The sequence below is a fragment of the Pseudonocardia sp. 2-7 genome, from assembly GCF_056341085.1.
In genome coordinates, this window is the sequence record NZ_CP094507.1 from 4,664,367 (window position 1) to 4,684,484 (window position 20,118).

18 protein-coding genes are annotated in these 20,118 nt (G+C 75.2%); 9 read left to right on the top strand and 9 right to left on the bottom strand.

Annotation, left to right across the window (positions count from 1 at the left end):
- The 3 genes from MTO91_RS22360 to sucC all read right to left on the bottom strand — a co-directional run bounded on the left by MTO91_RS22360 (position 1) and on the right by sucC (position 3,506).
- Positions 1-1,266 (bottom strand): DUF5336 domain-containing protein, encoded by a 1,266-nt coding sequence (locus MTO91_RS22360; RefSeq protein WP_476652633.1) that lies wholly within the window; start codon positions 1,264-1,266, stop codon positions 1-3.
- Between the two features lie 161 nt (positions 1,267-1,427).
- On the bottom strand, positions 1,428-2,312 hold the full coding sequence (sucD, locus tag MTO91_RS22365; RefSeq protein WP_346108463.1) for a succinate--CoA ligase subunit alpha: 885 nt from the start codon (positions 2,310-2,312) through the stop codon (positions 1,428-1,430).
- 3 nt (positions 2,313-2,315) lie between these two features.
- A complete protein-coding gene (gene sucC / locus MTO91_RS22370) occupies positions 2,316-3,506 on the bottom strand; it encodes an ADP-forming succinate--CoA ligase subunit beta (RefSeq protein ID WP_301549002.1) in 1,191 nt (396 codons plus the stop codon).
- 261 nt (positions 3,507-3,767) lie between these two features.
- On the opposite strand from sucC, the gene MTO91_RS22375 reads away from it, so the two are divergent.
- The 3 genes from MTO91_RS22375 to MTO91_RS22385 all read left to right on the top strand — a co-directional run bounded on the left by MTO91_RS22375 (position 3,768) and on the right by MTO91_RS22385 (position 6,599).
- Complete coding sequence (locus MTO91_RS22375; RefSeq protein WP_208823105.1) at positions 3,768-4,742, top strand: esterase/lipase family protein; 975 nt, start codon at positions 3,768-3,770, stop codon at positions 4,740-4,742.
- 402 nt (positions 4,743-5,144) lie between these two features.
- Positions 5,145-5,933 (top strand): M23 family metallopeptidase, encoded by a 789-nt coding sequence (locus MTO91_RS22380; RefSeq protein WP_476652635.1) that lies wholly within the window; start codon positions 5,145-5,147, stop codon positions 5,931-5,933.
- A 48-nt stretch (positions 5,934-5,981) separates the two neighbouring features.
- Positions 5,982-6,599 carry a DUF1707 SHOCT-like domain-containing protein gene (locus tag MTO91_RS22385; RefSeq protein ID WP_476652636.1) on the top strand — a complete coding sequence of 206 codons (618 nt, stop codon included), beginning with the start codon at positions 5,982-5,984 and terminating at the stop codon, positions 6,597-6,599.
- A gap of 3 nt (positions 6,600-6,602) precedes the next feature.
- On the opposite strand, the gene MTO91_RS22390 is transcribed toward MTO91_RS22385, so the two are convergent.
- Positions 6,603-9,053, bottom strand: coding sequence for a UvrD-helicase domain-containing protein (locus MTO91_RS22390; protein ID WP_476652637.1), 2,451 nt, complete (start codon positions 9,051-9,053; stop codon positions 6,603-6,605).
- 315 nt (positions 9,054-9,368) lie between these two features.
- Between MTO91_RS22390 and MTO91_RS22395 the strand changes: the two genes are divergently transcribed.
- Positions 9,369-9,629 (top strand): chorismate mutase, encoded by a 261-nt coding sequence (locus MTO91_RS22395; protein WP_149663792.1) that lies wholly within the window; start codon positions 9,369-9,371, stop codon positions 9,627-9,629.
- Positions 9,630-9,931: 302 nt separating this feature from the next.
- On the top strand, positions 9,932-11,344 hold the full coding sequence (locus MTO91_RS22400; RefSeq protein WP_476652639.1) for a hypothetical protein: 1,413 nt from the start codon (positions 9,932-9,934) through the stop codon (positions 11,342-11,344).
- Between the two features lie 23 nt (positions 11,345-11,367).
- Here MTO91_RS22400 and MTO91_RS22405 read toward each other — a convergent pair whose 3' ends face one another.
- On the bottom strand, positions 11,368-12,072 hold the full coding sequence (locus MTO91_RS22405; RefSeq protein ID WP_073576423.1) for a LuxR C-terminal-related transcriptional regulator: 705 nt from the start codon (positions 12,070-12,072) through the stop codon (positions 11,368-11,370).
- Entirely contained in the window at positions 12,069-13,382 is a 1,314-nt protein-coding gene (locus MTO91_RS22410) for an ATP-binding protein (protein WP_476654947.1), read from the bottom strand. The genes MTO91_RS22405 and MTO91_RS22410 overlap by 4 nt, the downstream gene beginning before the upstream one ends.
- Positions 13,383-13,707: 325 nt before the next feature.
- On the opposite strand from MTO91_RS22410, the gene MTO91_RS22415 reads away from it, so the two are divergent.
- Entirely contained in the window at positions 13,708-14,949 is a 1,242-nt protein-coding gene (locus MTO91_RS22415) for a PspC domain-containing protein (RefSeq protein WP_476652641.1), read from the top strand.
- Positions 14,942-15,148: a hypothetical protein gene (locus tag MTO91_RS22420; RefSeq protein WP_073576424.1), complete on the top strand. Its 207-nt coding sequence runs from the start codon at positions 14,942-14,944 to the stop codon at positions 15,146-15,148. Before MTO91_RS22415 ends, MTO91_RS22420 begins: the two co-directional genes overlap by 8 nt.
- A gap of 155 nt (positions 15,149-15,303) precedes the next feature.
- Here the strand turns inward: MTO91_RS22420 and guaA are convergent, their stop codons facing one another.
- Positions 15,304-16,854, bottom strand: a complete 1,551-nt coding sequence (gene guaA, locus MTO91_RS22425) for a glutamine-hydrolyzing GMP synthase (RefSeq protein WP_062397738.1) — start codon at positions 16,852-16,854, stop codon at positions 15,304-15,306.
- 155 nt (positions 16,855-17,009) lie between these two features.
- On the opposite strand from guaA, the gene MTO91_RS22430 reads away from it, so the two are divergent.
- Complete coding sequence (locus MTO91_RS22430) at positions 17,010-17,951, top strand: hypothetical protein (protein WP_476652643.1); 942 nt, start codon at positions 17,010-17,012, stop codon at positions 17,949-17,951.
- 3 nt (positions 17,952-17,954) lie between these two features.
- Here MTO91_RS22430 and MTO91_RS22435 read toward each other — a convergent pair whose 3' ends face one another.
- Complete coding sequence (locus MTO91_RS22435; protein WP_226353744.1) at positions 17,955-18,389, bottom strand: TroA family protein; 435 nt, start codon at positions 18,387-18,389, stop codon at positions 17,955-17,957.
- Between the two features lie 97 nt (positions 18,390-18,486).
- Between MTO91_RS22435 and MTO91_RS22440 the strand changes: the two genes are divergently transcribed.
- Complete coding sequence (locus MTO91_RS22440) at positions 18,487-18,981, top strand: FBP domain-containing protein (protein WP_405415060.1); 495 nt, start codon at positions 18,487-18,489, stop codon at positions 18,979-18,981.
- 1 nt (position 18,982) lies between these two features.
- Here MTO91_RS22440 and MTO91_RS22445 read toward each other — a convergent pair whose 3' ends face one another.
- Positions 18,983-20,107 (bottom strand): GuaB3 family IMP dehydrogenase-related protein, encoded by a 1,125-nt coding sequence (locus MTO91_RS22445; RefSeq protein WP_405415057.1) that lies wholly within the window; start codon positions 20,105-20,107, stop codon positions 18,983-18,985.
- Between the last annotated feature and the right edge of the window lie 11 nt (positions 20,108-20,118).

The window sequence follows — 20,118 nt, forward strand, 5'->3', positions numbered from 1 at the left end:
TCAGGCGGAGCCGTCACCGCCGGGCCGGAAGGTGCGGGTGGCCTCGTCGTCACCGGACGCCGGGGCCGCGGGGCGCTCGGTCTGCTCGCCGGGCGCCAGGGCGGAGCCGGAGCCGGGGATCGCGGAGGGGCGGGTGACACCCACGTCGTCCCCGGTACCGCCCGCGCCCGCCGGGTGGGGGGTGGTCGGGGGCGGGGCCTGCTCGCCTCCCGGCGCGCCGGTCACCGCGGCGGCGCGGTCGCCGTAGGACACCCCGGAGAAGGCGCCGCCCGCGCCGGACGGCGTGTGCGGTGCCGCGTCCGCCTGCGGGGTGCGGCCGCCGACCGCGTGACGGCCCGCGTCGTCGCCGGTCCGGTCCTGCGCCCCGGGCACCTCGGGCGCGCCGTGGGCCCCGGACTGCCCGGGGTACTGCCCGGCGGCGGGCTGCGACGCGGCGGGCACCGCACCGGGGGCGCCGTACGCGGCGGCACCGGCGTGATCCGCGCCGGACTGCGCCGCACCGTGGGCGGCGCCGTACTGGCCCGCTCCGTACTGGCCGGCGCCCGGCTGGGCGACACCGTGCTGTCCCGCACCGGGCTGCCCCGCGACGTGCTGTCCGGCGGCGTACTGGCCCGCACCGGGCTGGCCGGGGGCGTACGGGGCCGCGCCGGGCTGGGCGGCGTAGGGGCTCGCGCCGTACTGGCCCGAGGCGTAGGGGTCCGCTCCGTAGGGCGTCGCACCGGAGGCCGCACCGTACGGGGCCGCGGCACCCGGCTGGCCCGCACCGTAGGGCTGCTGCGGCATCCAGGGCGGCTGCCGGCCCGGCGGGACCTGGCCGGGGCCGGGGCCCCAGCCGGGCTGCCCGACGTGCGACGGGCGCTGCGCCCGCGGCGCGGGGGCGGAGACGACACCGGACAGGAGGAGCTGGGCGTAGAGCAGTGCGGCGGCGGCGAGCAGCGCGACCACGAACACGACCCACCCGAGCGTGCCGCCGACCGCCCCGGTGCCGCTGCCGGCCAGGAGCAGCAGCATCGTCAGCGCCCCCGTCGTCGACAGGACCACGCCCGCGACCAGGGTGCGCCCGGTGCCGGGCAGCAGGGTGAGGCCTCCCGCGACGCCACCGGCGACGACCATCGCGACCGGGAACAGCCCGGTCGTGACGTCGAAGAAGGTCAGGACCAGCGCCAGCAGGGCCAGCACGGCCCCCGCCAGGACGGCGACCCGCACCGTCGGAGCGGGCGCGGCCTGCTCCGGAGCCGGGACGGCCCCGGGCTCGTTGCTCGACATGACGACCACTCCCGTGTGACGGACGGACTCGCTGCACCGCACGCTAGCCGATGCCCCCGACACGGCCGGGTGAGGCGCTCGGGGGTGCACACAGCACGACGCGCGGGCACCCGGGAGAAGTTCCCGGGGCCCGCGCGTCGGACGTGCGACCCGAACTCCGATCAGGCGGAGAGGATCTCCTTCATCAGCGCGGCGGTCTCGGACGGCGTCTTGCCGACCTTGACACCGGCGGCCTCGAGGGCCTCCTTCTTGGCCTGCGCGGTGCCGGCCGAGCCGGACACGATCGCGCCGGCGTGGCCCATCGTCTTGCCCTCGGGGGCGGTGAAGCCCGCGACGTAGCCGACGACCGGCTTGGTGACGTTGGCCTTGATGAAGTCCGCGGCGCGCTCCTCGGCGTCGCCACCGATCTCACCGATCATCACGATGGCCTCGGTCTCGGGGTCCGCCTCGAACGCCTCGAGGGCGTCGATGTGGGTGGTGCCGATGACCGGGTCGCCGCCGATGCCGATGGCGGTGGAGAAGCCGAACTCACGCAGCTCGTACATCATCTGGTAGGTCAGCGTGCCGGACTTCGACACCAGGCCGATCCTGCCCGCGCCGGCGATGTTCGCCGGGATGATGCCCGCGTTGGACTTGCCGGGCGAGATGATGCCGGGGCAGTTCGGGCCGATGATCCGGGTCTTGTTGCCGGTGGCGACCGCGTGCGCCCAGAAGTACGCCGAGTCGTGCACCGGGATGCCCTCGGTGATGACCACGGCCAGCGGGATCTCGGCGTCGATGGCCTCGATCACGGCGTCCTTGGCGAACTTCGGCGGGACGAAGATGACCGACACGTCGGCGCCGGTCTCCTTGATCGCCTCCTCGACCGTGCCGTAGACGGTGACGTCCTTCTCGCCGATGGTGTGCGTGGTCCCGGCCTTGCGGGCGTTCACACCACCCACGATGTTCGTCCCGGCGGCGAGCATCTTGGTGGCGTGCTTGGTGCCCTCGCCGCCCGTGATGCCCTGGACGATGACCTTGCTGTTCTCGTTGAGGAAGATCGACATGTCTCAGGCTCCAGCGTTCGCGAGCTCGGCGGCCTTGGCGGCCGCGTCGTCCATCGTGCCCACCACGGTGACGAGCGGGTGGTTCGCGTCGGCGAGGATCTGACGACCCTCCTCGACGTTGTTGCCGTCCAGGCGGACGACCAGCGGCTTGGTCGCGTCGTCGCCCAGGATCTTGAGGGCCTCGACGATGCCGTTGGCGACCGCGTCGCAGGCGGTGATGCCGCCGAAGACGTTGACGAAGACGCTCTTGACCTCGTCGTCACCCAGGATGACGTCCAGCCCGTCGGCCATGACCTGCGCCGAGGCGCCGCCGCCGATGTCGAGGAAGTTGGCGGGCTTGACCCCGCCGTGCGCCTCGCCGGCGTAGGCGACGACGTCGAGGGTGCTCATGACGAGCCCCGCGCCGTTGCCGATGATGCCGACCTGGCCGCCGTCGAGCTTGACGTAGTTGAGGCCCTTGGCCTTGGCCTTCGCCTCGAGCGGGTTCTCGGTGCGCTCGTCGACCAGGTCCGCGTGCTGCGGGTGCCGGAAGTCGGCGTTGGTGTCCAGGGTGACCTTGCCGTCGAGGGCGATCACCTTGTCCTGCGGGTCACGGACCAGCGGGTTGACCTCGACCAGCGTCGCGTCCTCGGAGACGAAGGTCTCCCAGAGCTTCACGATCACGTTCGCGGCCTCGTCAGCGACGGCGGCCGGGATCTTGCCCGCGGCGACGATCTCGTCGGCCTTGGCCTTGTCGACACCGGCGATCGGGTCGATGGCGATCCGGGCCAGCGCGTCCGGGCGCTCGACGGCCAGCTGCTCGATCTCCATGCCGCCCTCGGCCGAGCACATGGCCAGGAAGGTGCGGTTGGACCGGTCCAGCAGGAAGGAGAAGTAGTACTCCTCGGCGATGTCGCTGGCCTCGGTGACCAGGACCTGGTGCACGGTGTGGCCCTTGATGTCGAGGCCCAGGATGGCCTCGGCCTTCTCCTTGGCCTCGTCGGCGTTCTCGGCCAGCTTCACGCCGCCGGCCTTGCCCCGACCACCGGTCTTGACCTGTGCCTTGACCACGACGGCGGTGCCCAGCTCGGCCGCCGCGGCCGCCGCGTCGGCGGCGTTGTCCACGGTCCGGCCCGGCAGCACCGGGACTCCGTGCGCGGCGAAGAGATCCTTCGCCTGGTACTCGTAGAGGTCCACTCGGCTCTCCCGCTCCACTTCGCTCTCGCCGCGACCGGCGCGACCCCGGCTCGTTCTCCGGGCGCGCCCCGCACAGGTGGCGGGCGGCAGCGGTCGCGGACGTCGGTGATGCTGCGTCGGGGAGCCTAGCCACGCCGCGCGCACCGGTCCTGACCTGGGCCGGTGACCGCTGTCACCCCGTCGGCGCAGTGCTCGATTCAGATCGGCCGACCGAGTGATCGGGGCCACCGATCGTCCCGCGACACAGCGGAATCCTGTGACCTGCCTTACCTTTCGGACATGGCGACGTCGCTACCCGGAGGCGCTCGCCTGCGCGCGATCGCCGACGGGGCGCTGTCGACAGTGACGGCCGCGACGTCCGATCTCGGGCAGGCGGCGGGATACGCCGCGCGGACCTTCACCTCGCGTGCGGGACTGCGCGGACTGGCGCTGGAGGGCGCCTGGCTGGCCGCGCACCTCGCGCTGTACCCGATCGGGCTGGCCGAGGAGACCGTCCGGCCGCACGGCCACTGGCGCACCGACAGCCTGCCGCCGGTCAAGCGCAGCCTGGTCGTCGCCGACCCCACCGCCGCCGGGACGCCGATCCTGCTGGTCCACGGCATCATGGACAACCGCTCGGTGTTCACCGTGTTCGCCCACGAGCTGCGCCGGCGCGGCTTCGGGGTGGTGCACGCCATCAACTACAGCCTGTTCACCGACGACGTCCGCACCGCGGCGCACGAGCTGCGCGGCCACGTCGAACGGCTGCGCGAGGCCACCGGGTCGGACCGGGTGCACATCGTCGGGCACTCCCTCGGCGGGGTGATCGCCCGCTACTACGTGCAGCGGATGGGGGGCGACGCCGTCGTCGACACCCTGGCGACGCTCGGCAGCCCGCACTCGGGCAGCAACCTGGCCAGGATCGCACCGCTGCCGCTGTGCCGCCAGCTCCGCCCCGGCTCGGCGATCCTGCGCGAGCTGGACGAACCGGCCCCCGGCTGCCGGACCCGGTTCCTGGTGGTCTGGTCGCGGATGGACGAGATCATCGTCCCGCAGCGGAACTCCCGGCTGCGTCACCCGGACCTCGACGTCACCGAACTGGAGCTCGACGACGTGGGCCATCTCGCGCTGCCGGTGGACCGGCGCACCGTGCACTTCGTGGCGAGCACGCTGGCCCGCGGGGAGGCGGAGCGGCGCGAGCACGACCGGGTGCGCGACCGGCGGCTGCGCGGGTCGCTGCGGCTGGTCGGCCGGCACGCCGCCGAAGGCGCCTGAGCGTCCGGTCCGGGCGGGGGAACGGGATCCTCCGTTCGCCGTCGCGTCGCCGACCGCCCGACCGGTCGTCGATGATCCACGACCGTCCGCAACCGCGCGGCGGGCCGCCGTTGCCGCTCGGCGGGGCCCGGGTTACCGTCGCGTTGTCCACGTCACGGACCGATCACGGTGATCGGTGTCGCCCCGAACGACGCCATCCCCCGACGGAGCCCCCACTCCGACGATCACCGCCGAACGGCCCGCGGCGCCCTGAACACCAGAAGGGCAGTCTTGTCGCGCCACCGCTTCCCCAGCGGCGCCACGCGACCGGAGGCCCGGCCCGGCACGCTCCCCCCTGTGCCGCCGGCCGGTCACCGGCTCCCGGCGCTCCCGGCTCCCCCGCCGGTGGTCTCGCGTACCCGTGTGACCGTCGCCGCGGCGGCCGGTGGCGCCCTGGTCGCGGCCGGTCAGACGGTCGCCGGCGCCCTCGGGGTGCCCGGCTGGGGCGGTGAGGCCGCGGTCGAGGAGGCCTACGCCCGGCTCGCCGCCTCGGCGATGTTGCCGGTGTCCAGCGACACCCGCCCGGCCGACACGACCGCCCCGATGGACGCCTCCGCGATCGGCGGCGAGCAGCTCTCCGCGCAGGCCGCGTCGCTGCCCGACCTGGACTCCACCTCGAAGGTCGACGTCGCCAACCTGACGAAGGCCGCCCGGATGGGCCGCGAGGCCGCCAAGCTGGAGCGGGCCGTGACGACCGCGATGTCGCACGGCGCCCCGAAGGCTGTCATGTACAACGGCGAGGCCCTGGTCATGCCGACGGCCGGCCGGTTCACCTCCGGCTTCGGCGCCCGCTGGGGCGTGCAGCACAAGGGCATCGACCTCGCCGCCCCGATCGGCACCCCGATCTTCGCCCTGACCGACGGCGTCGTGGAGAAGTCCGGCCCGGCCAGCGGCTTCGGGATGTGGGTGGTGCTCAAGCACCCCGACGGCACCAGCACCGTCTACGGCCACATCAACCGGTCGTTCGTGCAGGAGGGCCAGCAGGTCAAGGCCGGCGACGAGATCGCCGAGGTCGGCAACCGCGGCCAGTCCACCGGCCCGCACCTGCACCTCGAGGTGTGGGAGCCGGACGGCACCAAGATCGACCCGCTGCCGTGGCTGGCAGCGCGCGGCCTCGACGTCACCGCCGCGACGGGCTCGCGCGACGCCTGACCGGCGGTCGCCGCTCCCCGGCGCGCCCGGACGGTCCAGAATGGCCGGGTGGCGGACGAGTCGGCGTACCGGGTGGGGGACGGCGAGCGACGGGCGGTCGACGCCCGGCTGCAGCGCGCGCACGGCGAGGGACGACTGTCCCTGCCCGAGTACGAGGAACGCTCGGCGAAGGCCTGGGCGGCCCGCACCCGCGCCGACCTCGAGCCGTTGACCCGCGACCTCCCGGCCGACACCGCCGCCGTCGAGCAGGCGCCGACCACGGCCCTCCCGGCTCCGGCACCGACCGGCGACTTCGCCGCGGCCGCCGGGCGGCGCGCCGGCGGGATCCTCGCCACGGCCGCGCTGGTCGTCGCCGCCGTCTGGGGCGGGTCGCAGGTGCTGCCGCTGACCGACGGCGTGACGGTGTTCGGGTCCCGCACGATCGGGGTCCAGGCCGAGGCCCCGCGGGTGGGCGGGGTGCTGCTGTTCGGCTCGGTCGAGGTCGTGGTGCCCGAGGGCACCCGGGCGGACGTCTCCGGGTTCACCGTGTTCGGCTCGACCGACTGCCCGACGGCGTGCGCCGCGCCGGGCGACCGGACGGTGGACGTGCACGTCGTCGGGGCGTTCGGGTCGGTGAAGGTGCTGACCCCGGCCGAGGCCGCGACGCAGGACCGCGACGACGACTGAGGTCTACAGCTTCTGCATCGGGACGCCGCCGATCAGCATCAGCCGGACCGTCCCGCCCGAGCCGAAGTCGATCGTCACCGTCGCGCGCGGGCCGATGCCGTCGGCCGCGACGACGGTGCCCAGGCCGTACTTGTCGTGGTTGACCCGGTCCCCGACGTCGAGGTGCAGCGACTGGTTGTTCAGCGACCTCTCCGGGACCTTCCAGCTCCCGCGGTCGGTCGCCTGCGGCCGCTTCCCGAACCCGAACCGCCCCACCGGCGCCGACGGCCGCTGTGCGGCGAGCTGCTCCTCGGTGCGCCGCCAGTCGAGCAGTGACGGGGGCACCTCGTCGAGGAAGCGCGACGCCGGGTTGGTGCTGGGCTGCCCGAACGCGGACCGGACGATCGCCCGGGACAGGTAGAGCCGCTTCTCCGCGCGGGTGATCCCGACGTAGGCCAGGCGGCGCTCCTCGGCGAGCTCCTTCGGGTCCCCGAGGGTGCGCAGGTGGGGGAAGATCCCGTCCTCCCAGCCCGTCAGGAAGACCACCGGGAACTCCAGGCCCTTCGCCGTGTGCAGGGTCATCATCGTGACCACGCCGGAGTCGTCGTCGGGGATGGAGTCCGCGTCCGCGACGAGCGCGACGCGCTCCAGGAACGCGGCCAGCGAGCCGGGCTCCGGGACACCGTCGGGGGTGTCGTCGTAGGTGTCGGCCTCGCCCTCGGGGGCCGCGCCGTCGGATGCCCCGTCGGCGGACCTGGCACCGGACCCGATCGCGGCCCCGCCGTCCGGCACCAGGTCCGCGACGGCGGCGTCCCCCGCGAACTCCCGCGCCACCGTGACGAGCTCGGCGAGGTTGTCCATCCGGGTGCCGTCCTGCGGGTCCTCCGACGCCTGCAGCTCCTCCAGGTAGCCGGTGCGCGCGTAGACGGCCTCGAGGACCTCGGCGGTGTCGTCGCCGCGCTCGACGAGCTCGCGCAGCTCGTCGAGCATCCGCACGAACCCGGCGATGTTCTTCTGCGAGCGGGTCGCCAGGGCGGGGAGCCGCTGCGGCTCCTCGGCGGCGGTGCGCAGCGCGCGGGCGAACGAGGTGCGCTCGCGCTCGGCGTACTCGGCGACGACGGCCTCGGCCCGGTCCCCGATGCCGCGCTTGGGCACGTTGAGGATCCGGCGCAGGCTGACCGTGTCCTCCGGGTTGGACAGCACCCGCAGGTAGGCCAGCGCGTCGCGGATCTCGCGGCGCTCGTAGAACCGCACCCCGCCGACGACCTTGTAGGGCAGCCCGACCCGCAGGAACACGTCCTCGAAGACGCGGGACTGGTTGTTGGTCCGGTAGAACACCGCGATGTCGGAGTTGCGGTACTCGCCGGTGTCGACGAGCCGGTCGATCTCACGGGCGACGAACGACGCCTCGTCGTGCTCGTTGTCCGCGACGTAGCCGACGACGCGCTCGCCGCCGCCCGAGTCGGACCACAGCCGCTTGTCCCGCCGCTCCGGGTTGCGGGCGATCACCGCGTTCGCCGCGGACAGGATCGTCTGGGTCGAGCGGTAGTTCTGCTCCAGCAGGATGGTCCGCGCGTCCGGGAAGTCCTGCTCGAACTCGATGATGTTGCGGATGTTCGCGCCGCGGAAGGCGTAGATCGACTGGTCCGAGTCGCCGACGACGCACAGCTCGCCGGGACGCCCGTTCGCCGTGGCCGGCGCGACGAGCTGGCGGACCAGCTCGTACTGGGCGTGGTTGGTGTCCTGGTACTCGTCGACCATGACGTGCCGGAAGCGGCGCCGGTAGTACTCGGCGACGGCCGGCAGCCGGTCCAGCAGCGAGACCGTCTCCATGATCAGGTCGTCGAAGTCGAAGGCGTTCGCCTGGCGCAGCCGCGACTGGTAGACGCCGTAGACCTCGGCGATGCGCCGCTCGTGGTCGGTGGCGGCGCGCTCGGCGGCCTCGTCCGGCGAGACGAGCTCGTTCTTCAGGTTGGAGATCTGGGCGGCCAGTGCGCGCGGGGCGAACTTCTTCGGGTCCAGCTCCAGGTCGCGCCCGACGATGCCGACGAGGCGGCGGGTGTCGTCGGCGTCGTAGACGGAGAAGGCGCTGCGCACGCCGAGGTGCTTGGCCTCGCGCCGGAGGATCCGCACGCACATGGAGTGGAAGGTGGACACCCACATCGGCCCGGAGCGTCGCCCGACGAGGGCGTCGACGCGCTCCTTCATCTCGGCCGCGGCCTTGTTGGTGAAGGTGATCGCCATGACCTCGCCGGGGTGCACCCCGCGCTCGGCGAGCAGCCAGCCGATCCGGTGGGTGAGCACGCGGGTCTTCCCCGACCCCGCTCCGGCGACGATCAGCAGCGGTGAACCCGCATGCGTCACGGCCTCCCGCTGGCGGTCGTTCAGGCCGTCCAGCAGGCGGCGGCCCTGGGCCGTCGTCGGCTCGGCAGCGGCGGCGGGGCCCGTCCCGGGGAGTTCGAACAGCGCACTCATCGTGTCGAACACGGTACGCCGGGGGTCCGACGACCCCGCTCCGGCGTCGCCGGTCCCGGAAACCACGGCGGCCCGGTGCGCCGGGTGGTCTACACTCGCCGCGTGGCTCACGACGGGCGATTTCGCTACGGGTACCGGACCCCGGTTCCCGCTGCGCCGCCCGTCTGAGCCCAGACGCCACCCGCACGCCCCGGAGTCCGACGGACCCGGGGCGTTCGCATGTCCTCGGTCCCGACGGCCCGTGACCGAGACGAGGAGACCATGACCGTGACCGACCCCGCAGCCCCGCAGCCGAGCTCCGGCACGAGCACCGAGGTGCGCACCGGAGCCGACCCCGAGATCGAGCAGCTGCGCCGGGAGATCGACCGGCTCGACGCCGAGATCCTCGACGCGATCCTCCGCCGCACCGAGGTCTCGAAGCGCATCGGTGCCGCCCGCATGGCCGCGGGCGGACCGCGCATCGTCTACAGCCGCGAGATGGCAGTGCTGGACCGCTTCGCCGACCTCGGCCCCGAGGGCCGCGAGCTGGCGATGATGCTGCTGCGGCTGGGCCGCGGACGTCTCGGCGGCCGTTGACGACCGTGTGACACCCTGTCGCGCCCGGCGACGGGGGCCGGAGCGGCGACCGCTCGGCGATTCACGCGCAGTACACAGGGCGACACGCCCACACGGGCCCCACCTGGGGTTCAGGTCGGGGCAGGCTTGCGCAGTGGTTGCCTTGCGAGGCAACGAGCAGGTCGAGCGGTCGGATACGGCCGATGAACGGGAACCACCCGATCGGGTGATCTGCGACGAGCGGAGTGTGATCACTTGGGGATCAAGGACTCTTTCCGGTACATCTTCCCAGGTCGAAATGACCCGAAGGAGGACGTGCGGCCGTGACCGACACACCTGCCGGAGCCCCGCTCCCCGGCGCCCCCGGCGCCACCGGGCCCCGCGACGTGGTGAGCGTCGCCGAACTGCTGGCGCGTCACTCGCGTGCATCCCACGCGTCCTCCGACGGCGCGGGTCCGCTCACCGGGCCCGTCCTGTCCGTCGGTGACCTGCTGCGCCGAGAGGGGCGTCCCCCGGTGGCCGACGGCGCGGCCGCCGACGCCGCGTCGGCCGGTGACATCGCCGCCGCGGGTGCCCCGGGCGGCTGGGGGGACATCGACCTCCCGCAGCCCCGCGCCGCGGCCGGCGCCGACGGCTGGACCGGCCGTCAGGTGTCGGGTCGTCGTCGTGCCGGTGTGGTCGCCGGCGCGCTGCTCGCCGCGGGCTCCGTGCTCGGCGCGGCGCTCTACAACGGCGTCGGCACCGAGAACTCCGACGCGCGCGCCGCCGCCGACGGCCTGTTCCCCGGCTTCGGCCTGCCCACCGCGGGCGACACCCCGGACACGCTGCCCGCCCAGTACCTCCCGGCGAACGTGGCACTGAGCTCGCCGCTGCCGGACGCGCCCGCGACCGCCCCCGGCGCCACCGACTGGATGGCCGTCGCCTTCGGTCCGCAGCAGCCGGCGCAGGCCGTCGCGGCGGGCCGCGCCCCGGGCACCGCCGCCGGGCCCGCCGTCGCGGTCCCCGCGCCCCGCACGCCCACCTCGCCCTCGACCGGGAACCCGGGCACCGGGGCCCCGTCGTCGCCGGCGGTCCCGGCTCCGCGCGGCTCCGGTGGGACGGGCTCGCCGCTCGCCCCGATCGTCGCCCCGATCAACAACCCGGACCGGCCGTCCGCGGGCAACATCCTCGAGCCCGTGACCGGCACGTCGCCGTCGCGCGGCGGGACCAGCACCGGTCCGATCCAGGACGTCACCGAGAACGTCCGCCCGGTCGGGGACGCCGTCGGTGGCGTCGTCGCCCCGGTCGCGCAGGCCGCGGCACCGGTCGGGAAGACCCTCGGCGGTGCCGTGTCCCCCGTGACCGAGGCCGTCCGCCCGGTGACGAACGCGGTCAAGCCCGTCACCCGGCCCCTCACCGACACCCTCGAGCCGGTGACGACGCCGGTGCTCGGCGCGCTGTCGCCGGTCACCGAGCCCGTCCTCAGGAGCACCGAGCCGCTCACCGGCCCGGTCCTGAAGGCGGCCGAGCCGGTCACGGGGCTCCTCGACACCTCCGCGAAGAAGGCCACCGCGGAGGACACCGGCTCCTCGTCCTCGGACGCCACCCAGCCGCTGCAGGCCGTCACGAAGCCCGTGGGGCAGGTGGCCGGCACGGTGACCGAGCCGGTCGGGGGCGCCCTGTCCGGCGTGACCGAGCCGGTCGGCGGGGTGCTCGGCGGCGTCACGAAGGGCGCGGGCGGGCTGCTGGGCGGCTGACGCCCCACCCACGACGACGCCGCTTACACGAGCCTCCTGTCGGAAGCCCAGCGGGACAGCTCGTGCCGGTTCGACGTCTGCGTCTTGCGCAGCACGCTCGACACGTGGGTCTCCACCGTCTTCACCGAGATGAACAGCTCCTTCGCGATCTCCTTGTAGGCGTAGCCGCGGGCCAGCAGCCGCAGCACGTCCCGCTCCCGCTTGGTCAGCTGGTCGATCTCCGGGTCCACCGGCGGTGCCGCACCCGGCCGGTCGGAGAACGCGTCCAGCACGAACCCGGCCAGGCGTGGTGAGAAGACCGCGTCACCGGCCCGTACGCGTCGCACGGCGTCGGCGAGGTCCCGGCCCGAGATCGTCTTCGTGACGTAGCCGCGGGCGCCGGACCGGATCACCGAGATGACGTCCTCCGCGGCGTCGGACACCGACAGGGCCAGGAACACCGACTCGGTGCCCGCCGCGCGCGCCCGGCGCAGGATCTCCGCGCCCCCGCCGCCGGGCATGTGCACGTCGAGCAGCACCACGTCCGGCGCGAGGTGCCCGACGCCGGCCACCGCCTCGTCGACGGAGCCCGCCTCACCGACGACCTCCAGCACGGGGCTGCGCCCGTCGCCACGGTCCAGCTCGGCGCGCACGCCGGACCGGAACAACGCGTGGTCGTCGACCAGGTAGACCCGGATACCGGTGTCGCCCGGACCGGCCGGTGTCCCCGGCACGTCGGCGGTGGTCATGTCGTCTCCTTCTCCGTCAGCGGCATCGACAGCCGCACCTCCGTACCCTCCCCGGCCCCGGTGCGGATCCGGACCGTGCCGCCGTGGCGGCGCATCCGGGCGTGCACCGAGTCCGCGAGGCCGTGCCGGTCGTCGGACACCGCATCCGGGTCGAAACCGGTGCCGCGGTCCCGCACGAACACCTCGGCCGCGCCCGGCCCCTCGTCCGAGGCGGGCTCGACCTCGACGTAGACATCGACCTCGGACGTCCCCGAGTGCTTCGCCGCGTTCACCATCGCCTCGCGTGCCGCCAGCACCAGGGCGCGCAGGTCGTCGTCGAGCTCGGCGTCACCGACCAGCACCGGGCCGACGGCCACCGCGTAGGTGTCCTCCACCTCGCCCGCGACGCGCGTGATCGCCGCCGACAGCAGCGTCTCCACGGCGTCCGGGCTGCCGCCGCCGCCCCGGGCGCGTCCGCCCGGCCCGTAGAGCCAGGCACGCAGCTCCCGCTCCTGGCCGCGGGCCAGCCGCTGCACCTCGCGCGGGTCGCCGGACTGGCGCTGGATCAGCGCGAGGGTCTGCAGCACCGAGTCGTGCAGGTGCGCGGCGATCTCGGCGCGCTCGGCGGCGACCGCGCGGGCCCGGCGCTCCTCGCCGAGGTCGCGCACCAGCCGTACCCACCAGGGGACGGTGAGGACCGCGACGCCCAGCAGCGTCGCCAGCGCCGCGAGGATCCCGAACCTCACCTGGCTCAGGTCCAGGTTGCCGAGCAGGAACACCGCCAGCCCGGTCAGGACGAGCGCGGCGCCGAGCACGGTGCGGGCCAGCGCCGCACGACCGCCCGTGACGCGGCTGCGGGCGTCGCGTGCCCACCGCCGTCGCTGCGCCTCGTCGGCCTCCCGCCACACGACGGCCGCACCGACCGTCGCCAGCCCCAGCGGGCCGGCGATCCAGCCGAGCACGGCCGAACCCGAGGTCGCCGCGACCAGCGACAACCCCAGCCCCAGCGTCAGCAGCCCGGCGGCCTGGAGGCGTTCGGACCGGGTGACGGTCCGCTCGACGACGGCGGCCTCCTGCCGCAGGAACACCCACAGCAGGCCGTAGGCCAGGACCCCCGCCCAGCCGAGCAGGGTCAGCGCGACGAAGGCCGCCCGGATCCAGCGGACGTCGACGCCGAGGTGGTCGGCCACCCCGCCCGCGACGCCGCCGACCATCCGGCCGGAGCGGCGCCGGGTCAGCGGGACGCGTGCACCGGGGCGCGGCGGTACCGGGCCGCCCGGCCGCGGGGGGACGGCGTCTCCGGGCGGCGGGGGCACCGGGCCGGCGGGCACGAGCGGCGTCGGCCCCGGTCCCCCGTCGGCCCCGGGCGCGGCCGCTCCGGACACGGCGGCTCCGGACACGGCGGCCCCGGGCTCGGTGACGCCGGGTGCCGCGGTGCCGGGCAGCGCGACACCGGGCGACGGGGCCGCCCACGGAGCGGCGGTGGGCCGCGTCGGCGCGTCCGCCGACCCCGGTGCGGTACCGGTCGAGGGGTCCGAGCTGTTCACGACCCCATCGTCACACGACCCGCGCCGGATCCCCTCCGGATCGGGACCGGGGTCCTCTCGGGGTTGTCCCCGAGACGCCGGGGCCCGCCCGGACGGCAGGCTCGACGCCATGAACCAGACGCAGCTGCCCGGGAGCGGCCGACCACCGTCGGCGTCGTCGACGGCCCGGAACACCATGCGCGACATGTGGGACTCCCGGCCCCTGCGTCCGCGCGACGACCGCAAGCTCGCCGGCGTCTCCGCCGCGATCGCGCGCCGCTACGAGATCGACCCGACGCTGGTCCGGGTCGGGTTCGTCGTCGCCGCGATCGTGGGCCCCGGCATCCCGCTCTACCTGGCGGGCTGCGCGGTCCTGCCGGACGCCGGCCCGCCCGGCAGCCCCGTCCCGCCGCGCAGCGGACCGTCCTCCGCGCTGTCGGTGACGCTGCTGGTCCTGGCCGCGCTGCTGGCCGTCCCGCTGGTGCTGGCCGCCGACCGCGTCATCCCCGCCGTCGTCACCGTCGCGCTGCTCGTCGCGCTGCACGTGACCCGGGGGAACCGGCCCGGGGCCCGGGAGGCCGCCGCGTCGCCGACACCCGTGGTGCCGTGGGTCGCGGACCCGCACGCCCCCACCGTGGCGCAGGTGACGCCACCGGCCTGGGACCCGCTCGGCGCCGCACCGTTCGCCTGGGACCTGCCCGAACCGGGCCCGGAGCCGGGTCCGCCCCCGGCGCCCCGCTCGATGCTCACACCGATCACGCTGGCCGTGTCGCTCGTCGTCGCGGGGATGGTGGGGGTGCTCGCCCTGGCCGCACCGGGTGCGGTGCCGGCCTCGGCCGTCCCGGGGGCCGCGCTCGCCGTCGTCGGGGTCGGGCTGGTCGTCGGCGGGCTGCGGCGCGCCGGACGCTGGCTGGTGCCGTTCGCGGTGCTGCTCGCACTCGTCACGGCGGCCACCATCCCGCTCAACGACGCCGTCGGACCCGACGGCTGGGCCGTGCGCGGCGGCGTCGGGGAGACCGTCGAGGCCCCCGCGACCGTGGCGCAGCTCGCCCCGGAGTACCGGCGCGGCACCGGTTCGGTCCAGCTCGACCTGACCCGCCTCGACCTCACCGCGACGCCCGGCGCGACCGGACCGGTCCGCACCCGGGCCGAGGTCGGCGCGGGCGCGGTGGAGATCCGCGTCCCGCGCGACGCCGACCTGCTCGTCCGCAGCTCGGTGGGCACCGGCGACCTGACCGTCGACGGGCAGACCCGCACCGGGCAGGACGTGGACCTGACCGTGAACGACCCCGGCCCGGACGGACCCGGTGGCCGGGTGCTGGAGCTCGACCTGCGGGCCGAGCTGGGAACCGTGGAGGTCACCCGTGGATAGCTCGCTCGCCCGTCGCGCCGACCCGTTCGCCCTCGTCGCCGGGGTCCTGTCGCTGCTGGTCGCGGTGTGCGGGGTCCTCGGGATCGCCCCGTGGGAGGTCGTCGACCTGCGCTGGGTGCTCGCCGGGACCGCCGTTGTGGCCGGGATCGCATTCCTGATGGCGAGCGTGCGTAACTCCCGGGCCACATCGGACGACTAAAGGGGCATCACGGGAGCCGGCGGGCTGGGGAGCGCCGCCGGACCCGCCGCCGCCCGCGTGGCAGCGGTGTCCGACGGGGGTCGGACACCGCGAGGCCCGGGCTGGCCGGGGCGGGGCCGAGACATCGGCCCCGCCCCTGTTACGTCAGGCCCCGGTCACTCCCACTCGATGGTGCCCGGGGGCTTGCTCGTCACGTCGATGACGACCCGGTTGACCTCGGACACCTCGTTGGTGATCCGGGTGGAGATCCGCTCGACGACGTCGTAGGGCAGCCGGGTCCAGTCCGCGGTCATCGCGTCCTCGCTGGACACCGGGCGCAGGACGATCGGGTGGCCGTAGGTGCGGCCGTCGCCCTGCACACCGACGCTGCGGACGTCGGCCAGCAGCACCACCGGGCACTGCCAGATCTCCCGGTCCAGCCCGGCCGCGGTCAGCTCCTCGCGGGCGATCGCGTCCGCGGCCCGCAGCGTCTCCAGCCGGTCCCGGGTGACCTCACCGATGATCCGGATGCCCAGGCCGGGGCCGGGGAACGGCTGGCGGGCGACGATGACCTCGGGCAGCCCCAGCTCGGCACCGACCATCCGGACCTCGTCCTTGAACAGCGCACGCAGCGGCTCGACCAGGTCGAACTCGATGTCGTCGGGCAGACCGCCGACGTTGTGGTGGCTCTTGATCACCGCGGTGCCGTCGCCGCCGCCGGACTCGACGACGTCGGGGTAGAGCGTCCCCTGGACGAGGAACCCGACGTGGTGGTCGGCGACCACCTCCGCCGTGGCCGTCTCGAAGACCCGGATGAACTCCCGGCCGATGATCTTGCGCTTCTGCTCGGGCTCGGTGACCCCGGCGAGCGCGTCGAGGAACCGGTCGGCGGCCTCGGCGACGTGCAGGGTCGCGCCGGTGGCGGCGACGAAGTCCTTCTCGACCTGCTCGCGCTCCCCGGACCGCATCAGCCCGTGGTCGACGAACACGCAGGTCAGCCGGTCACCGATGGCGCGCTGGACGAGCGCGGCGGCGACGGCGGAGTCGACCCCGCCGGACAGCCCGCAGATCGCGCGGCCGTCGCCGACCTGGGCACGGATCGCCTCGACGGTCTCGTCGATGATCGACGCCGTGGTCCAGGACGGGCGGATGCCCGCGATGTCGTGCAGGAACCGGCGCAGCACCTCCTGGCCGTGCGGCGAGTGCCCGACCTCGGGGTGGTACTGCACGCCGGCCAGACGCCGGTCGGTGTCCTCGAACGCGGCGACCGCGACCCGGTCGGTCGACGCGGTGACGGTGAATCCCGCCGGGGCGGCGGTCACCGAGTCGCCGTGGCTCATCCACACCGGGTGCGTGCGGGGCAGTCCCTCGTGCAGCGTGCCGGGGGTACCGGTCAGCGCGACCTCGGTGCGGCCGTACTCGCGGGTGCCGTCGTGGGCGACCTCGCCGCCCAGGGCCCGGGCCATCGCCTGGAAGCCGTAGCACATGCCGAACACCGGGATACCGGCCTCGAACAGCGCCGGGTCGACCGCGGGGGCCCCGTCGGCGTACACGCTCGCGGGGCCGCCGGAGAGGATCACCGCGGCGGGCTCGCGGGCCACGATCTCGGCGACGGGCAGGGACGCGGGCACGATCTCGGAGTAGACGTCCGCCTCGCGCACGCGACGGGCGATGAGCTGCGCGTACTGGGCGCCGTAGTCCACGACGAGGACGGTCGGGGTCTGCACACGACCAGGGTAAACGGGCGATCCAGGTCACCCGTCGTCCGTACCGTCTCCTCGATCCTGATGATCCCCGCCGGCCGCGGGCGGTACGGCGTAACGGCGAGGCCCGGTTGCTCCGATGGGGGGAGGACGGCACCGTACGACCTGGAGGCACCCCGATGGCCACCACCCCGACCGGCCACACCACCGGCACCGGCGACACCCCCGCCGACCCGGCCGTCGACGGCGCCACCACCACGACCGCCGCGCCGCTCGTCCCCGCCCAGCGCTCCGCGCCGGAGCAGGAGACCCGCCCGGCCGCCGGCACGCTCGGCACCGGCGCGCTCGGGGTGGACGCGCTGGGCCTCGGGGCGCTCGGCACCACCGGGCTGCTCGGCGGGAGCCCGGCCCCGGTCGCCCCGGCGCGGGCACCCGCCGCGCCCCCCGTCGACGAGCCCGCGGTCGCGGAGCCGGTCCGGGAGTCCGCGGAGCCGGCTTTCGTGGCCGCGGTCGTCCCCCGGGCCCGCGCGTTCCGGACCCGGATCCTGCCGGTGTTCCTGTGCGCCGCCGCCACCGGTACCGCGGCGATCGCCGCCGCGGGCCTGATCATGACCCCGTCGGCGACCTCGCCGCTGCCCACCCCGCAGGCCGTGACCGCCTCCGGCGCGACGGTGCCGCAGGGCCCGCCGCTGCCGCAGGCCGTCGCGGCGTCGCTGGTCGGGTCCGCCGCCGGGACCGGGCTGTGGGCCGGGGACCCGGTCGTCGCGATGACCGCCTGGCGCGACAACGGCGGGCTCACCCACCTCACCGCGATCGGCGACGGCTTCACCCGCGTCGCCGACGCCGCGGGCCGTCAGGACGCGGTGGCGCTCGCCGTCGCCTGCGGGCGGCTGCAGGCCGCCATCGACGCCGCACGGGCCCACGACGCCGTGCCCGACGCCGTCGCACAGACGTCCTGGACCGCGCTGCTCGACCACGGCACCGCCGCCGCCACCGCGGGGACCTCCGGGGCGCTCGCGCTGGACCCGTCGCAGCTGTCGGTCTTCACCGCGCAGGCGAACCTGGTGCGCGACGACCTGGCGGCCGTCACCGACCGCGTCCGCGCCGTCCTGGCGGGCTGAGCCTCAGTCCTCGTGCCGCCCGCGCGAGCGCAGCGGCGGCGGCTGCACCGACCCGAGCAGCGCCCGCAGGTCCGCGGCGCTCGCGGCGCGGCGCCCCAGGTCGACGGCGACCGTCGGCGCGATGTCGCGCAGCCGCCCGAGCAGCGCCGGGTCGGCCAGGTCGTACCGGCCGTCGGCGGTGCCGGTGACGATCGCGTCCGGGCGCAGTGCCCGCACCGCCTGCGGGTCCGGGCTGCGGTCGTCACCGACCGGGTCGACGCCGTCGAGCGTCCCCGCGCAGCCGACCAGCTGGGCGCCCAGCTCCAGCAGCAGCTCCCCCACCCGGGGGTCGGTCGCCACCACCCGCACGACCGGTCCGCGCAGCGGCACCGGGGTCCCGGTCGCGTCGACGAAGGCTCGTCCACCGCCCATGGCGGCTCCGGCGGTGGGGCGGCTCATCGGCGGGCTCCTCCTGGCTGACGACGGCGTCGCCGTCGAACCTACCGCGCGAAACCCGCTCGACCCCCGCGGCGACGGGCGCCTAGCGTGGCCCGCCGTGACCAGCCCGACCGAGACCCGGATCCGCCGCGCCCTCACCAACTGCTCCAAGGGGGAGGCGACGCGGATGGTCCTGCCCGCGTGGGTCCGCGACCTGGACCCCGACCGGCTCGACGACGTCCGCGGCTGGCGTGACCCGAAGGCCCCCGACCGCGGGGTGCTGCTGGTCCCCACCGACGACGGCCCGGCCGGCGTCGTGCTGCGCGCCGCCACCGGCGCCACCCGCGCGGCGGCGATGTGCGCGCTGTGCCGGACCACCCACACCGTCGGCGGGGTCGCGCTGTTCGCCGCCCCGCGCCGCGGTGCGAAGGGGCGCCAGGGCGACACCGTCGGCACCTACATCTGCGCCGACCTGGCCTGCGCCGAGCACGTCCGCGTCGAGTCGGCGACGGCCGCGCTCAAGCCCGCCCCCGGCACGACCGTCGACGAGCGACGGGCCGGGCTGCGGGAGCGGGCCGCGGAGTTCGTGGCGGCCGTGACCGCCGAGGGGTGACTCAGGTACGCAGGTTCAGCCCGACCCGCTGGAACTCCTTGAGGTCGGAGTAGCCGGTCTTCGCCATCGCCCGCCGCAGCGCGCCGAACAGGTTCGTCGTGCCGTACGGGCTGTCGGTCGGCCCGAACAGCACCTGCTCCAGGGTCCGCCCGGACCGCGCGAGGCCGGTGACCTCCGAGCGCGGCAGCGACGGGTGCGCCGCCGACGAGGTCCAGTACAGCCCGCCCGCGGGGGCCTCCGCGGCCTCGGCCAGCTGCTCGCCGAGCATGACCGCGTCGGCGCCGCAGGCCACGGCACGGGCGATGTCACCGGAGGTGCCGATGCCGCCGTCGGCGATCACGTGCACGTACCGGCCGCCGGTCTCGTCGAGGTAGTCGCGGCGGGCCGCCGCGGCGTCGACGATCGCGGTCGCCATCGGCACCCCGACCCCCAGCACCTCGTCGGTGGTGGTGGAGGTGGACTGCCCGTACCCGACGATGACGCCGGCGGCGCCGGTGCGCATCAGGTGCAGCGCGGTGCGGTAGTCCCCCACCCCGCCGGCGACGACCGGGACGTCCAGCTCGGCGATGAAGTCCTTGAGGTTGAGCGGCTCGCCGTCCGAGACGTGCTCGGCGGAGATGATCGTGCCCTGCACGATGAGGATCTCGACGCCCGCGGCGAGCAGCGCCGGGGTGAGCTCACGGGCGCGCTGCGGGCTGACCCGTGCCGCCACCGTGTGCGAGCCGTCGCGCAGCGGGCGCAGCGCCTCGGTGATCAGGTCCTGCTGGATGGGGGCCTGGTGCAGCTCCTGCAGCAGCGCCACCGCGGAGTCCGGCTCGTCGCCGGTCGCCGCCGCGACGACACGCTCCAGCGCGCCCTTCGGGTCGGCGTGCCGGGCCCACAGGCCTTCGGCGTTCAGCACCCCCAGCCCGCCGAGCTCGCTGATCCGCACCGCCGAGTCCGGCGACACCACCGCGTCGGTGGGGTGGGTCATCAGCGGGATGTCGAAGCGGTAGGCGTCGAGCTGCCAGGCCGTCGAGACGGCCTTCGAGCTGCGGGTCCGCCGCGACGGGACGATCTCGATCTGGTCGAGGTCGTAGGCACGACGGGCCTCCCGGCCCATCCCGATCTCCACGAGGTCACGCACGGGCACCACCC